Genomic DNA, 16,105 nt, shown 5'->3' on the forward strand with positions numbered 1-16,105 from the left:
ATCTTGAAGAAGAATTCAGAAGTCAGAATCAAGACGCGACTCGAAAATACTCGCTCTAAGCGTTGGCACAGCCTATCGTAGAGAAGGCTTTACACTGGGCTATCCACCAATCATAGACAATTCATTCTGTTAGCGGTAGCGAGGCGTTTAGCCCATTCTGACTCCTGAATTCTGACTCCTGAATTCTGTTTGATAAAACTAGATATTAACTATTTATGAAAGATTTATTTTAAATCTAAATATTTAAAGATTACTGTAGGATAAATACTTAAGTATTCCTGTAAGATAAATACAATAAACAACATTAAATAAAAAAATGGACAATACAAATCAAAAAAAAGCTTTAATTAATGCCGAAATCGGACTATTTCTCAGAGGTTTGATTATTGGTAAAGTGTTGACACTTATGGTTATTGGCGGATTGCTTTGGTGGTTACTAAAGCCGAGTTTATCGTCCCGCAGTAGCGCTGATTCTTCCTCCAATCAAAGTTTAAAAACCGTTTCTAATAATGCATCCACTTTTGGGACAGTTGATGATGTCCCCACTGCTTCATTCAATTATGGAGGTAGTACAGCTTGGGCATCTATCCGGCAATTAGTAGATTCTCAGATCCAGAGCGATCGCCCCGAACTACAATTACGCTATGTAAACCCTATTAATGGTAGCCCTGGTTCTAGCTCAGGTATTCGGATGTTGCTGGATGGGAAACTAGACTTTGCTCAGTCCTCCCGCCCTCTTACAGATGAAGAACAAGCTATGGCAAAAGAGCGAGGATTCACCCTTGAGCAACGTCAGGTTGGTATGGATGGGGTAGCAGTGGTAGTCAATCCATCACTCAAGATATCGGGTTTAACTGTTGAACAATTGCAGCAAATTTATTTGGGGCAAATTACCAACTGGAATCAAGTAGGTGGGCCAAATCTAGCCATCACAGCTTTTTCTCAACGCCCAGAGGACGCAGATACAGTAATATTCCCTAGTAACAGCAACTTGAAGGGGCAAGCACTTGGCTCTAATGTGAAGTATGTCTACTCGACTACAGAGGCAGTGCGCCAACTCAGTAAAAACCCTGGTGGCGTGTATTACGCTTCGGCCCGTTCAGTAGTATTTCAATGTAGTGTGAAGGCTTTGCCATTGGGTAGTACTTCTGGTCAGTTAATTCCCCCTTATCGGGAGCCGATGGTGTCGCCTGAGCAGTGTCCACGTCAGCGCAACCAGCTAAATACTCAGGCGATCAAAAATGGCAGCTATCCTATAATTGCTAATTTGTTTGTGATTATTAAGCAGAATAAAGGTCGGGAGCAGCAGATTGGGGATTCATACACCAAACTTTTATTAACTGACCAAGGGCAAAAGGCAATTGAGCAAGCTGGTTTTGTCGGGGTTCACCAGTAGATTTGAGGATATATTGTTGAGTGCGATCGCGTGAGGCATTTTGCTCTGTAATTAGACTACAATCGCTGGGCTACGTACAAAGTAGTTAAGTAACCTTTGGTAATGTGACCATTGAATTTAGTATTAATTAACTCAGCGATCGCATCGAAAAAATGCGCCCTTTTAATGCTATCCAAACTTAGATGCCCAAAGTAGGTATTTAATAGGTTGAGATATGTCGCAGTCTCATATTCTGCATCCCATCGATAAGAGCGATATGTCACTTCACCAAAGAGGCCTGTTTGCTCAATTTCGCACGTTTTAGTAGGTACTTCATCCTCAGGACGAAGAAGCAAGTCATCCTTAAATATTTCAGGAACTAAGCGACGATATAACTCCTGCACTTGCTCAAAGAAGCCATTACTAGCATCACTGTGTACGTGTTCATTCCAAAATAGTGCGATCGCTCCTCCAGGACTGAGCGCTTGCACAGTTTTTTCGTAGGCAATTGTGGGATCGAGCCAATGAAAAGCAGTTGCCGCAATCACTAAGTTAAAAGCATTCTTTTCTACTAGCTAATCCTCAAAAGCTCCAATACGAACTTCTACTTGTGGATAAGTAGCCAGTTTTTGTTGGGCAACTAAGCCGAGATTTTCACCAAGCTCAATACAAAGCATACGATAACCTCGACGCGCAAAAGTTATAGTTGCCTGACCAGTACCACAACCAATCTCTAATATCCTTCCTTGTGGAGTTATTCCTGATAGAGACACCACATCGTCAAAAAGCGCCTTTGGATATCCTGGGCGTACTCGATCGTACAGCAACGCTACCTGATTAAAAGTAGTTCTTAACTGACTTCTCTCATCCGTCATAGTGTTTATGTACCACACCAAATTGTAATTATATAGCATCAGGATTTCTACTTGATAATTTCTAAACTTCCTGGCTTCTTGCTACAAGTAGAAAAAGTTTTTTAGACTGAAAGCCCCTTCCTTATTCGATTTCCGAAATACTTACTAGGACAATGGGCAATCTTTGGAAAATTCATCAATAAGCCCTAACTAAGCTCAATACACTAACAAGATCCGACTTTTTCAGACCTTTTCTCACCGTCAAACTTTATATCAGGCAGTAGAGTACTTGTATAAGTAAGTAGTTCTAGGAAGAAGTTTGAACAATAATTAAACGGGTGCAGTAAAGCGATCGCAAGCAAATTAATCATTATCTAAGATTTACAACATAATCACAACTGATGTATTTGACCCTCGCCCTGTTAGTTATTTCATCTCCAAAGGATAAATAAAATTTGTTGTGGATTTGACTACTCCACAACTCAAAATACTCATTTTTGTAAGGATTATCAAAATGAAAATTTCCCGTAGACTTCGGACAGAGCTATTGCTAATTGCTTTTGATTTAGGCGATGGTGAGGTAAATGACCTAGAAACAATGTGTGAAACTTTAGAGGCTATTGCTGCGGAAGGTAGAAAAGAGATTGAAGCAAGGAAAAAGGAAAATAAAACTACTAGTTAACTTTATAAGAAGAATTCAAAACTCAGGAGTCAGAATTCTTCTTATAAAGCTACTTCTGACTGGAGTACAGCGAGGCGTTCAGGCATTATCTACGATTTAGAAAATATTGATTATTTATGATCAGGAGGAACTTATTAATTGAAACAAAAATCTTCTAAATTAAAACAAAGTGTAATATTGATAACCTTTGGACTTTTAATATCTAGTTGCGGACGTGATATACCGTCATTGGAAGAAGTTGATCAGGCATCGGAAAACTTGAATGCTGCTGCTGTTGATATCTCAAGAGATATGTATGGTTCATGTATTAGAGCAACTAAATTCTTTGGAACGCCAGCTTCTCCTACTATGTTCTCTGAGCGAGAACCAGAAGAAAAGTTCTGTGATGAGAATTATCCGCAAATATCTTCAGTAATGGGAAATGCGAATAAGGTTTTGATTAATTATATGAATGTCCTTGTTCTTATTGCTAGAGGAGAAAGCGAGAAAGGCGAACCTATTTCCTTCGATGAAAGTTACAAAAATCTTGGCGATTCGCTGGCTAATCTTAAGTTCTCGTCTTCTCGTATAGCAGCACCGCAAGCTGTGTTTAAACAAGAAGAGGTACAGGCTGGAGTTGCGATCGCTAAATTTCTCACTAACTTTTTTACAAAGGAAATGCGCCGCAACAATTTGAAGAAAGCGGTTTTATGCACCGATAGCGATATTCAGGCTTATATCAAGGGTAAAGGTGCAGTCGAGGGACAACCTGAACCGGGTGGATTAATTGCGATCGCTAACAAAGTTTACGTCGATGGGTTGCTGGTTGAAGAAGAAATCAGTATTCGTACTTACTTTAGCGAATCCATTGCTCTACTTGGAGATGATCTGAGGAAAAACCCTCTAGAGTTTATGACTGTAGAGGAAAAGTATAACAATGCGATGGACTTGGTACGCGATCGCAAGCAAAAAGCTCAAATATATACTGAAATTTTAAGGAATTTAGCATCATTACACGCATCTCTCAAAAAAGAATTTGCCAAAGATGGTGATATTCCCTTAACAGATGAAAAATTTGATAACTACTGTCAAGACTTGTTTAAGCCATCTGAAACCAAAACTGTAGATAAAAAAGAATCTCAGGAAATTAAAGTTGAAACAATGCAAAGAGTTCAAGCAACTATCGCCAAACACATGAAAGTTATACAACCATTGCTTCAAAAGCTTCAGTAATAAAACCTAAGCGCCATTGATAAAAGTAAATTCAAGAGTTAAATAAAATAATGGAAAATCGAGACTTTAACAATTTAATAATTGCCCACAAATTAATCATTGAAACTATTAATTTAGAACAAGAAATAAGCAGTAATCTTTTGCTAAACCAAAAGATTACAGTCGATGATTTTGAGAAAATATTTGATGAGATTGAAATACCATTATGCAAAATTGCTGACGATATAGCAATTGTTGTTCACCAGAAACTATTGAATCCAGTAATAGGCTACAAGCAAGAAATTGAATTAATATGCTCCAAAATTCAAGATACTATTGAAAACTCTGAAAATTTTCAGAGTTTAATTACAATTCTTAGGAAATTAGTGAATTTTTTTGACAAAATTATAAATTCCGAAGATACATATCCTGAAATGTCCAAAATACTTGATGGGGTCGAATCTATCTGCAATCACTATTAAGTAGTGAATTTAGAGTTCAATTTAGGTAATACCACGAAACTCTATTCTGAAATTAAATCAACAGGACATTTTAGTTGTTTGATGTTATCCATTTATTACAAAGGAATAAAAGATGTCACAAGATGTAACTGACTTTGAACTCTGCCGAAAATTAATCAATCAGATTGTTGAATTTTCTCTAAAAAGACGTAATGAACTGTTTGTAGAAGGCAAGATAGATAAAGTTCAATATATTGCAATCCGCCAGAAAATTGAGGAGCCACTTCGCAGAGAAGCCAAAGATTTAACAATTAAAATATCCGGTAATATTTTTAAAGACATGTCAGTACACAAAGATCAAATTGATATAGTTACAGGTAATCTAAAACAAGTTATTGCTCAGATTCAAGATTACAATAATTCTATCAATTTTTTCACCAGAGTTATTAACTTTTTTGGTAGCATTTTGAGTGCTGCAAGCTCAGGTATTGCTGGAATTCCAAATCTACTTCTCAACCTCGAAGCAATTCTGTAGTAGGATTCTTGAGCATCAACTAGCCAATCTAGAAAATATCTGGATTAAGCTGATTATTTAGTTTGATTCAGATATCTAATAAATAATGCTACCTAGCATTAAATTTGAAATTTCCAAAATCTAATCCTGATATCAAACATCAGTATACAGCCAATAAGTTGATAAAACTTAGTTAGCGATCGCTTAGTCATTATTCATTAGGAGCAAACAAAATGCAACTAGATGCAGTCCTTAAAGAAGAATATCAACAACTCTACAACGATTGTCAAATTACATCAAATATCAGCCAAGTTGATACTATTATTAACCGAATTATGGACAATCGCGCTCGCTATAAAAAAGTAGAAAGAGTGACTGATGTTCCTTGGTTTATTATTGCAGTGATTCATCAACTGGAAGCTAGTGGAAATTTCAATACCCATTTACATAATGGTGATCCCTTAAGTGCTAAGACGATTCATGTTCCTCAAAACCGTCCCCCAGGAGATGCGCCCTTTACATGGGAAGAATCAGCACAAGATGCTTTGATATTTGATGGCTTGAATAATTGGACAGATTGGAGTATTCCGGGAATTTGTTACAAACTTGAAGATTTTAATGGTTGGGGTTATCGGTTATTCCATCAAGCAGTCAAATCTCCTTATTTATGGAGTTTTTCTAATCATTATATTAAAGGTAAATATCGCTTCGATAATGTATTTGATCGTGATTTAGTTAGCCAGCAATGTGGGGCGATGGTACTCCTGAAAAGAATGCAAGAAAAACAACGAATTTCTTTATCGCCACAGGATGGAATTGGGGATAATATTGATATAAAAACACCAAAAGAAAAAGTAACTTGGTTTGAACTTTATCGTAAAGAAGAAGCTGGTATATCTTACCCAGTTATTGCAGCTAACGCAGGTTCAAAAATCATTGAGGTTATAGAGTTAAAAACAAAACTAACTGATGAATTCGTGGATATGTTAGGTAAATATCCGACTGCGAAAACTTTTTTAGTTGCTCCATCTTCTAAATCGGTTCCTCTTGGTACTGCACCAGATATTACCATTACTCCTAGCCCTAGTTTGCCAAAATTAACTCGCATTCTGCGTTGGGGTACTAAAGGAGATGATGTTAAAGCTCTGCAACAAGCACTCAGTAGTTTAGGATTTGATGCAGGAGATGTAGATGGAGAATTTGAAAATAATACCGAAGAAGCAGTTAAAGCTTTTCAATTAAAAGCAGGTTTAATGGTTGATGGAGAAGTTGGCCCGATGACGTGGGGTAAACTTGGAGGTCAATACGATCCAAACTTTTCTACCGATCCATCCGATCCAGTTAATTTACGATTAGCTACTTTTGCAGAAATTGAAGCAGCTAAAGAACTCAGTTGGGTGGATGTAAATAGTGAAGCGGAAAAATATCTTAGTCCTTTCCGTCAACCAATGCAAGCTCTTGGTCATATAGGAACAGATCCGATTGGTTACAATTGGTGTGCAGCTTTTGTAGCTTATTCTTGTCGTAAAGTTGGAATTGACATACCAGATAAACCTAAAGGATTTTGGGCTACAATGGCTCTAGTTGCATCTTGGCAATTTTGGGCAAAACAAAACAGTTATTGGCATCCCAAAGGTTCTGTTATTCCGATGCGTGGTGATATTGTTACCTTTGACTGGCCTGAGCGTGATTTTCCAGGAGATTTTAATCATATTGGGATTATCAGAGCGCATTCTCAAGGAAGTTCTGTCATTAAGACTTCTGAAGGTAATAGAGGAAATACCAGTGGTAATTTCACTCGCAATTTATCTGCTGTATCAGGAATTATCAGAATCCGTTAACTGATAAAGTAGATTAAATAAGAAGTTGCGTAGTTTACCGCCGTAGGCATCGCACTTGCCAATCTACGCTGATTTTATGCGATTGTATTCTGTGTAACTTGATGAATTAATGCGATCGCACTTTCTACAACACGATTATTTTATGCGATCGCACTCTCCATTACTCTCCATTGCTGCGGCAAGTTTTTCTAAATTTTGGCGAACAGTGACACTACGGAGATGATTTACACCCCAGACTCGCTCACAAATATCTAAAGCTTGCAAATAAAGGGGTTTAGCTTCGCTGTAACGTTCTGTGGCACGATAGATTTCTGCTAAATTGTTGAGACTTTCGGCAACATTGGGATGATTTTCTCCCAATAGGTGTTTATCAAGCTCTAAGGCTTTTATACATAAGAGTTCTGCCTCATTGTAGCGCCCTTGTTCTCTATACATATAACCCAAAGCATAGATAGTATCTGCTAAAAGGGGGTGCGCTTTTTGTAATAAACGCTGCTTGAGTTCCAATGATTGCAAAAACACTGATTCAGCTTGCTCGTAGCGTCTTTGAGCGCGGTATATTAAACCTAAATTGTGCAAATCTGTTGCAACATCAGGATTCTCTTCTCCCAAAAATCGCTTATCTAGTTCTATTGCTTGTTGTGATAACGGTTCAGCTTCGCTGTAACGTCCTTGATGATAATAAAGTAGCGCTAAATTATTCAAGATTAGAGCAAAAGAAGGATGATTTTCGCCCAGCAGACGTTTTTCGAGTTCTAATGATTGCAGATATAGAGGTTCTGCTTCGTCATAACGTCCTTGTTCATCATATAGTAATGCCAAATTGTTCAGACTAGCGACAACATCAGCATGATTTTCTCCTAACAGGCGTTTCCTAAGTTCTAAAGCTTGTTGATATAAAAGTTCCGCTTTATTATATTGTCCAGTAGATTTGTAGAGTCCTGCCAAATTATTCAGGCTAGTGGCAAAAGAAGGATGATTGTCTCCTAGCAGGCGTTTCCTCAATTCTAAAGCTTGTTTATATAAGGGTTCGGCTTCGCTGTAGTTTCCGATTGCACGATATATTCCTGCTAAATTGTTGAGGCTAGTAGCTAAGTCTATCTGCAAACCTAATTCATTTTGTAACTCACTCGCCTGACGCCAATATTTAATTGCTAATTCTTGTTCTTCTTGATAATTTTGAGATTCACCCCGCTCTAATCTGCTGCGGTAAATATCACCCAATCTTGAATATAAAGTAGCCAAGATAGGATCTTTCGTTCCTTGCTCTTGTTCTACTTTCTCAATTAGCCTTTGTAAATCTTGGATGGGTAAGAAAAAGTGATTACTTTCATTAGTATCTGTACTGGCTAATTCTGTGTCTCTAAAAACAAAGCGGATATTTTCTAATTCTTTACCAGGAATAGCATTTGTCTTTTTAGATTCAAACCGAAATACACCATTACGCCAACTCCAAAAATCAGGAGCTTTTTTAATCAAGTTAACTAAAATTTGATTAGTTACCCAAAGCACGATCGCAAACGGAAATTCGCGCAATCCTTCTCTTGTCCACTGTAAGTAACCAAAAAATTTCTCCTGTTCTGATTGCTCTTTTCCCAACCTGAGAAAATAAAGTTGTTCAGCACCCGTCACCGTGATTACCGCCGGGTTCTGCTGACGGAGATATTCTTCTTGTTGTACCAGTTGGTTAAGAGCAGCTTTTAGGCTCGGTTCCTGACGTGCTAAAGTCACTCGATATAGACCGAAGGTGGGTTGTAGTTCAGCTTCATAGTGAGCAATAATCTCATCACGAAAGCTAGCATCATCACAAACCGCAATCAGTAAATTTAAACCCCGCTTTTGAGCTTCAATAGAAACAATTAAATCATCATACGCATCTTGATTTTCTCCCTCATCATCTAATAATTCCTCATTTAACATTAATAGCTCCCTGTCTTCTCAAGCTTTCGATAATAATTGGATGAACATCATACCAAGTTTCATCAGTGCGATATTCTAGAACATATAGCCCGTGTAGCAAATCCAAAAACTCTGCTTGTTTCGGGTCATTGGGCATAAATTGTTCATAAACACTCTGTAAAATATCGATATCAACCTTTCCTAAACGGATAGAAAAATCATTGCGAATTTTATTGATTGCTTGCAGGAGAATTTTATCATCAATAATAACTTTTGCTGAGGGATTTCGCCGAATAGTTCGCAAACAAATGCGGCAACATTCCTTAGAAATCCGAATTAACTCTCGCAATACGCCACCACTGTAAATCACAATTTTTTCAGCCGTTTCTGCTGCGATTAATTCACTGGGAATGCGCTTTTGTAAAACTTCACCGAGAATCTTTGTTGCTTCCGGGCGAGGTTGGGCATTAGGGAAGCGATTTTTACCTTTATCAAATATTTTTAATACAGGCATTGCTACTACTTGATCGTTGGTTTCAGTAGTAATTATTGTGCTAATAAATGTTTCTCGAAGAACTGCGATGGGGATGGTGTAAATAATTTGAAAGTTAGGTTGACAAAGAGCTTTAATGTTATCCCGATAAATTTCGTTAACTCTACCTAAATCAAGTTTATCTAAATCATCAATAATTACTAAAACATTTTGTTTAGTTGCAGCTTGAATTAGAGCCGCGATTTCGTTTATTCTGGCAACTAAATCTGATAACTTGCGTTCAAATTCTTGCTTAATTTCATCCCGGACGCTTGCATCAGCTTTTAATTTAGAGCTAATCAATTTTAAAAGGTCAAAACCTATACTAGCTTCTGCTTGTAAATTTAACTCTTCAGTGCGAGTACGGGTAGCAAACCATTTATAAAGAGCTTCTTTCGTAGATTGCGGAATATCAACTTTACGGGCTTCTGCCTCTGTCATTAAATTAACTGCGATCGCAAACAGTATATTAATATGATTAACAGCCGACATTTCAATTTTGTCAGCAATCGAAAACAGAACTACAAAATATTTATCTTGAATTTGTCTGCTAAACTCAGCTAACAAAGTAGACTTACCACATCCCCGATGTCCTGTAAAGACAATTTTGCCATCTCCATTAGGACTATCTTCCACTAATTGGTTCAGGTCTGCAATTAAATCATCACCATATTCGACTCTAAATCTTTCCATTTCGTTCCGTTCCATCAACGGAAATAGTTCGAGATTGCTGTATGCTTCTTGAAATGAGTTTAATAAGTCTTGAGACATTGGAGAGTGCCGGGAACGTGCTAACTATCCATATAATGGCTCATGATTTTTAAAGTAGAAATTCAGGCAATTACAGCTTTACTAACTTTGTCAATAAATGAGTACTAGGTGATACTGTCGTATGTTTCCAAAGAGGATACTTTATCTTTTACAATCTCAACCGAGAAGCAAGTAATAGAGGTGAATCTAAATAAGAGCTAACAATAGATTATACATTCGACAAATCTAAATAAATAATAGATTATACATTTGAAATAGTTAAAGTTACCTAACAAATTAAGAAAATAAAATTTTCATTTATAAGATAAAATTTTTAGCTTCCTTTGCTTCTGTATCCTCTTGCTATTCTTAAGATAGTAAAGTTCAGTAATTTCTACGATGTGCTATGACGTTTCCCATTCAGATGGAGTACAACGTTATATCGCCAGGTGTAGGGGGCAATAAAGTTCAGATAGAGCAACAAAACCCTGATGTAGAGACGCGATTTATCGGGTCTTGAAATACCAATTATCTACACCAGTAACCCTTAACCGAAGCGTATTGGATTATAAAGATAAGTTGCACAGCGCATGACAAGTTTTTTAATATACAGAATCACTCAAGTATGGTTACACTACCGACATAGTAATCACTGTTGGTGGAATACCGAGCGATGTATAAAAACGCTAAAAAATTTACTGCTATTTTTCTGTTGGTTTTTCTGTTGATTGTTTCTATCAACTTTGCAGTAATTGCTCAAGATAGTTCAGATGTCCCTGCTGTGAATTTGGCATCGCCTCAAGTCTGTTCAGTACCTCCTAATCTTAAAACTCAACAAGTAATTGCTGACAACGATCGCACCCAAGTTACAATGGGCGATCGCATCAGAATAAGAGTTGAAGGATTAGCAGCAGCGACCAGAAATGCAACGGCTAAAAATCCATTTGATCCTCGCCAATTAGTGTTGTATCTAGATGGCTATGAATTAGAGGATGTCCACGGAGAACCAGTCACCGTCATGATTCCGGGTAAAGATCAAAGCAAAATTGTTGATGATAATTGGTTAGCCTTTCTACTGAAACGTACCAACTCGTCTCAAGCTGCATGGAATACGCTTCTTGGTCAAGGAAGCAGATATAGTATTAATGCGATCGCGGGAGTAGGCTGTCCCAAGAAACTGGCAATTCCGGTGAGTAATCCTCTATCACCTCCTAAATTAAAAATAGTTCTGTTATCATGGCGATTTTGGCTGTGTCTGCTTCTACTTCTGGCTATTGCATTAATATTCATTAGATATTGCCGAAATGCCCTTCGTAGCCCTGGAATAGAAGGCGTTTACTCTAAAAAAGAAGTAATCGCTAGTGGGGAACTGTTAATCCCACAAAAGCTTGAAGTTCAAAAACAAACTCGGAAAAGCCGAATTGCTCAATTTTTTCTTGGTAGAAAAAAGTTGTACAAAAACCCCTTCAGTCTCTCGATATCTCAACTTGCTTTCTGGACGTTTCTAATTTTTGGTTCTTACCTGATTATCTACGGCATAACAGGAGATTATGCTAATATTTTGACTCGGCAATCACTAATTTTATTAGGAATTAACTCTGTAACTGCATTTGGTACTTCCTTAATTGATGGGCAGGGTAATGAAGAAAATAGAAAAGGTAGTCAAGGCATTTCTGAAGGTTTTTTCACTGATATATTATCGGATATTAATGGAATCAACTTTCATCGGTTCCAAACATTTATTTGGACAGTTGCGATCGGACTATTCTTTGTTTTGGAAGTAATTAAAAATCTAGCAATGCCGCAATTTGATGATACACTGCTGACACTACAAGGAATCAGTGCTGCAACATATCTTGGACTCAGAGGGCAAGAGCAGCATGGTATGACACAAAATCCTGAATCTTTATCGAAAGAAAATAACTTATCTGAACCACCCATTTTAACAAAACAAGACAATCCACCAGAAAGCGATCCATCAATTCCTCCTAACTAAATCTTAGAGGTTGAAAAGTGACTAGTTGTAATTTTAGGCACTTATTAATCCCTCCTAATACCATTTCACTTTAAGGTTGATACGGTTAAGTTAGTGTCAAAAACTTTCAGTTGTGTAGGTTGGATTGAGGAACTTACACCCAAAGGGGCTTACCGCAGGGCAACCCAATATTTTCAGGGCTTTGTTGGGTTGCCCTTTACTTCACCCAATCTACAATTTTTCTTAACTGAACTGGATTGCGCTATATTCTGTATTGCTAATAACAAACTTTGCTATTTATTTAGTATTAAAAGCTGTAGATATTCATACTTAGTGTAATCATCAAGCAAGTAAATTATGGAAATTGTATTGAATTTACTAATCAGGATTTGCTTTTCTGATAAAGTTTAGTCAAGACAAATTTTACTTCTTCTTTGTACTATTCCTCTCAAATCGCAATCATACCTAGTTTTTTAATTAGCCATTAATAAGGAGAAGATTTAACAATTCAAAATTAAAGACATTTCAGACGAGGATTTAGCGAGAAACGCGGTCTTGGGCAATGCCCAAGTGGAGCGATTTCTCAAGACAAACCCCGACTGAAATGGCTGCTACATATAGATTACAGGTTCTTAAACCCTTTAACTTACGATAAAAAATCTTGTAGCAATCAAAAATAAGGTGTAATTCAATACCTTTTTCATTTACGGTTTTGTGCTGATGCCGCAGTATTTCCCAAATGTTTTCTATGAGAACTGAGGCAGAGAAAATAATATGTTTTTAGACATTTTAGCTAGCCTACAACGGTTATTTGTTGGTTACATTCCCGCCGTTGTATTGGGTAGTTTTGTTGGATATTTCATCGGTATGAATAGCGTGATTTATCAGCTATTTAGGCTGATATTTCAGATACCGCATAGTATTCCTCCTATAGCTTTGCTACCTATTGCCCTAATAGCATTTCAAGAGAGCGACACGGCTGCTATTATAGTAGTTTTTATAGGAACTCTCTGGACGATGATCATTAATACAGCAATAGGTATGCGGCATTTTCAGAGACAGAATAATAACTTTAGAGTAGCTATTTTTCATATATTTCATGCCTTGAAAGTTAGCATTTGGGTAGCCTGGTTTATAGTTATTGCCACAGAAATGTTAACAGGCCCAAAAGGACTGGGCTTTACTCTTTGGGAGGCTTACAAAGCTGGCAATGCTGATTATATAATCCAGACGATCATCTACATCGGGATTATTGGTTTTTTACTGGATCAGTTACTAGATTTCGCAGCTTATATTCTCTCGCAAATGGTTTCAGATGGGAAAAAATCTTCTTAAACTTTATCTAGGCTTGTGGATTGCACCTTGCCAGCTAATAGTTTGCTTGGCAGAACGTATTCCCAATGAACGAGTTGCTATAACTTCAATATCAATATTGACACCAGGGCGTAAAGCTTCGTCAGAAATTTTCAGCTTGCCCAAAGCTAGAGTAAAACGATTGTAGTCACGAGTAACAAGTTCGTTAGGAATATCCCCCTCGTATTCAGTTTTGTAGCCAGAAAAACCGTGTAAGCTATCCTGGGCGCGGAATTTCACGCGAAACTGAGTATTAATGGTGTCAGACTTTGCTGCCAAATCAACTATTTTTAAGTTAAGGTTTTGTCCGGCATCGGCAAACTCTGACACCGCTAACCGGGTGACATCTTTTTTGGCAATGGCATGGTTAACGGTAAATGTTGTTAAGTTAGCCTCACTTTTGGTACTACCTTCAACCCATAATTCCTCTGGAAAAGTAACTTCTACTTGTTTGTTATCAGTTAAATTTAGTGTTACAGCTTGATTATCAAAGCTGGTGATGGGTTGTCTTTCTTGCCAAACTAGTTGAAAAGCCTCTTCTAGACGTTGTTCAAACTCAAGGTAATTATCAGCGATCGCAGCACCAGGCGCAAGTAGAGAAGCTGCCCCTATGCGTTGATTCCACTTGTTCTTTGAGAGGTTAAACTGTTTGTTTATCAGTTGCGAAATTGCTAGCTGCACGGTTGGATTATCAGCGGCCAAAGCTTGCTTGCTATTGACAATACTCAAAGTTCCTAAGCGTCCTTGGCTACCATCGCTACCATCACTGCCATCTCGTCCATCGCTACCGTCACTACATCGATAAACCTTCTCAGTACACTTATAATCAGGACTACCAGGAGTTCCCTGACAGGTTTTCACTTCCCATCTGTGTCTGTGACAGTTACAACCCTGCGTACCATTACCACCTCTACCGCCGCGCCCGCCTTTTCCACCAGTTGCCCTAATGGAAATATTTCGTAAATCTGCCAAATTGCTGTAATACACAGTCAGGGAACCGCCATTTCCCCCATTTCCTCCTTTGCCACCGTTACCGCCATTACCACCATCTGGTGCGCTTATGTCGTGGCTGACGCGTTCGCGTTGGGAACCACAGTCAGGTTGATCGCCATGTTCCCCGTCTTCTCCGTCTTCACCATCTTTACCCGACAAATCAAGATTTACAGGTGAACCATTGACAAAAATGTTTTGGTTTTCACCGCTGCTACCATCTCTACCAGATCGCCCATCGGTTCCTGTACGTCCGTCTCTGCGATAATTTCTGGCTATTTTATAGTATTCGTCAGAGGCAACGGCTGGACACAAAACTGAACCAGAGGCAGGCAACAAGCTAGTAAATAAGCAGAATGTCAGCAGTAGTGGTAGTTTACTCCTAAAATCATTGTGCATCTAGTTACACCTAAAACTTTAGTTGGATTATCTACTCCTGACGCTGATTTCCAACAATTTGCTCCCCTTTATTCATTGATATGCCAAAATTGTCGCCCATTTGGAAATAATTTGACAGATTCAGATCCCCGACTTCTTGAAGAAGTCGGGAATCTTTTTAAGCTGCTGTTGGGTCATCATTGACCTTAACAATCAACTTGCCAAAATTATCACCTCGAAGTAAACCGATAAATGCAGCAGGAGCCTTCTCTAAACCATCAGCTACATCTTCTCTATACTTGAGTTGACCAGATTGCAACCATCCAGAAACATCATGTAAGAAATCGTTAAATCGATGTTGGTAATCGCCAACTAAAAAACCTTTAATCAAAGCTCGTTTGACTAGCAGTGGTCTTAAATTCGGCCCTGATGGAGTAGATGTAGCATTATACTCCGAAATCAAACCTACTAATGGAATTCTGGCCCCAAGATTGATCTGCTGCAACACAGCTTCTAAAATTACACCTGCTGTATTGTCATAGTAAACATCAATGCCATTAGGGGCAGCTTCTTTAAGGGCTGAATCAAGTTCTTGAGTTTTGCGATTAATGCCAACATCAAAACCTAATTCTTTGACTATATAATCCCGCTTATCGTCACTCCCAACAATTCCCACTACTCGCGCACCTTTGATTTTGGCAATTTGACCTACTACCGCACCCACAGCACCAGAAGCCGCTGAAACCACAACAGTTTCACCTTCTTTCGGTTGACCGATATCAAGTAAAGCAGCATAAGCAGTCAGACCAGGCATACCCAGTACACCTAAACTATAGGATAAAGGTGCTTGAGTGGGATCGAGTTTACGCAGTGTTTCACCTTTAGATACAGCATAAGTTTGCCAACCATTACCACTAAGAACAAAATCCCCTACTTGAAATTGAGGATGATTTGATTTAATTACTTGGCTGACTGTACCACCGACAATAACTGAACCCAATTCTATTGATGCAGCATAAGACTTGCCTGCACTAATGCGACCACGCATATAAGGGTCGAGAGATAGATAAATGGTGCCGCTAAGAATTTCGCCTTCACCCGGTTCGGGAGTTGGTGTTTCTACTAGAGCAAAATCACTCTCTTTTGGTTCACCAAATGGACGACTTTTAAGGATGATTTGTTTGTTAATTAAATCAGACATCAGTTATTTTCCTCTAAATTAATCTGACCATTTATGAGTATACAGATGTGTGCAAGCATTCCGAAAATACTTCTACCTTTAGTGTGAGACTGACAAAGAATCTAGGATT

General features: G+C 38.1%; 14 protein-coding genes. 8 read left to right on the forward strand and 6 right to left on the reverse strand.

Annotated features, from left to right (window positions below):
• The first annotated feature begins 316 nt into the window (after nt 1-316).
• Entirely contained in the window at nt 317-1,396 is a 1,080-nt protein-coding gene (locus tag V7L31_RS15825; protein ID WP_334697104.1) for a PstS family phosphate ABC transporter substrate-binding protein, read from the forward strand.
• 56 nt (nt 1,397-1,452) lie between these two features.
• Here the strand turns inward: V7L31_RS15825 and V7L31_RS15830 are convergent, their stop codons facing one another.
• Together V7L31_RS15830 and V7L31_RS15835 are read right to left on the reverse strand one after the other, a co-directional pair.
• Nucleotides 1,453-1,923, reverse strand: a complete 471-nt coding sequence (locus V7L31_RS15830; protein WP_334697105.1) for a hypothetical protein — start codon at nt 1,921-1,923, stop codon at nt 1,453-1,455.
• A gap of 27 nt (nt 1,924-1,950) precedes the next feature.
• Complete coding sequence (locus V7L31_RS15835) at nt 1,951-2,250, reverse strand: methyltransferase domain-containing protein (protein WP_334697106.1); 300 nt, start codon at nt 2,248-2,250, stop codon at nt 1,951-1,953.
• A gap of 493 nt (nt 2,251-2,743) precedes the next feature.
• Here V7L31_RS15835 and V7L31_RS15840 point away from each other — a divergent pair, with 493 nt between their 5' ends.
• From V7L31_RS15840 to V7L31_RS15860, 5 genes are all read left to right on the forward strand, one after another.
• Nucleotides 2,744-2,911: a hypothetical protein gene (locus V7L31_RS15840; protein ID WP_334697107.1), complete on the forward strand. Its 168-nt coding sequence runs from the start codon at nt 2,744-2,746 to the stop codon at nt 2,909-2,911.
• 138 nt (nt 2,912-3,049) lie between these two features.
• Entirely contained in the window at nt 3,050-4,123 is a 1,074-nt protein-coding gene (locus V7L31_RS15845) for a hypothetical protein (protein ID WP_334697108.1), read from the forward strand.
• 50 nt (nt 4,124-4,173) lie between these two features.
• Nucleotides 4,174-4,584, forward strand: a complete 411-nt coding sequence (locus V7L31_RS15850) for a hypothetical protein (protein WP_334697109.1) — start codon at nt 4,174-4,176, stop codon at nt 4,582-4,584.
• 112 nt (nt 4,585-4,696) lie between these two features.
• The gene (locus V7L31_RS15855; RefSeq protein ID WP_334697110.1) at nt 4,697-5,098 is read left to right on the forward strand and encodes a hypothetical protein; all 402 of its coding nucleotides are present in this window, start codon (nt 4,697-4,699) and stop codon (nt 5,096-5,098) included.
• A gap of 212 nt (nt 5,099-5,310) precedes the next feature.
• Nucleotides 5,311-6,918 (forward strand): peptidoglycan-binding protein, encoded by a 1,608-nt coding sequence (locus V7L31_RS15860; protein WP_334697111.1) that lies wholly within the window; start codon nt 5,311-5,313, stop codon nt 6,916-6,918.
• Nucleotides 6,919-7,053: 135 nt separating this feature from the next.
• Here V7L31_RS15860 and V7L31_RS15865 read toward each other — a convergent pair whose 3' ends face one another.
• Both V7L31_RS15865 and V7L31_RS15870 read right to left on the reverse strand, forming a co-directional pair.
• A complete protein-coding gene (locus tag V7L31_RS15865) occupies nt 7,054-8,838 on the reverse strand; it encodes a tetratricopeptide repeat protein (RefSeq protein ID WP_334697112.1) in 1,785 nt (594 codons plus the stop codon).
• A complete protein-coding gene (locus V7L31_RS15870; protein ID WP_334697113.1) occupies nt 8,828-10,120 on the reverse strand; it encodes an ATP-binding protein in 1,293 nt (430 codons plus the stop codon). The genes V7L31_RS15865 and V7L31_RS15870 overlap by 11 nt, the downstream gene beginning before the upstream one ends.
• 652 nt (nt 10,121-10,772) lie before the next feature.
• Here V7L31_RS15870 and V7L31_RS15875 point away from each other — a divergent pair.
• Together V7L31_RS15875 and V7L31_RS15880 are read left to right on the forward strand one after the other, a co-directional pair.
• Nucleotides 10,773-12,095 (forward strand): hypothetical protein, encoded by a 1,323-nt coding sequence (locus tag V7L31_RS15875; RefSeq protein ID WP_334697114.1) that lies wholly within the window; start codon nt 10,773-10,775, stop codon nt 12,093-12,095.
• A gap of 753 nt (nt 12,096-12,848) precedes the next feature.
• Nucleotides 12,849-13,409 (forward strand): nitrate transporter, encoded by a 561-nt coding sequence (locus V7L31_RS15880; protein ID WP_334697115.1) that lies wholly within the window; start codon nt 12,849-12,851, stop codon nt 13,407-13,409.
• A 3-nt stretch (nt 13,410-13,412) separates the two neighbouring features.
• On the opposite strand, the gene V7L31_RS15885 is transcribed toward V7L31_RS15880, so the two are convergent.
• Complete coding sequence (locus V7L31_RS15885) at nt 13,413-14,816, reverse strand: collagen-like protein (RefSeq protein WP_334697116.1); 1,404 nt, start codon at nt 14,814-14,816, stop codon at nt 13,413-13,415.
• 157 nt (nt 14,817-14,973) lie between these two features.
• Nucleotides 14,974-15,996 (reverse strand): NADP-dependent oxidoreductase, encoded by a 1,023-nt coding sequence (locus V7L31_RS15890; protein ID WP_334697117.1) that lies wholly within the window; start codon nt 15,994-15,996, stop codon nt 14,974-14,976.
• Nucleotides 15,997-16,105: the final 109 nt, after the last annotated feature.

Origin of the sequence: Nostoc sp. (assembly GCF_036916655.1) — a bacterium.
Classification (GTDB): Bacteria; Cyanobacteriota; Cyanobacteriia; order Cyanobacteriales; family Nostocaceae; genus Nostoc.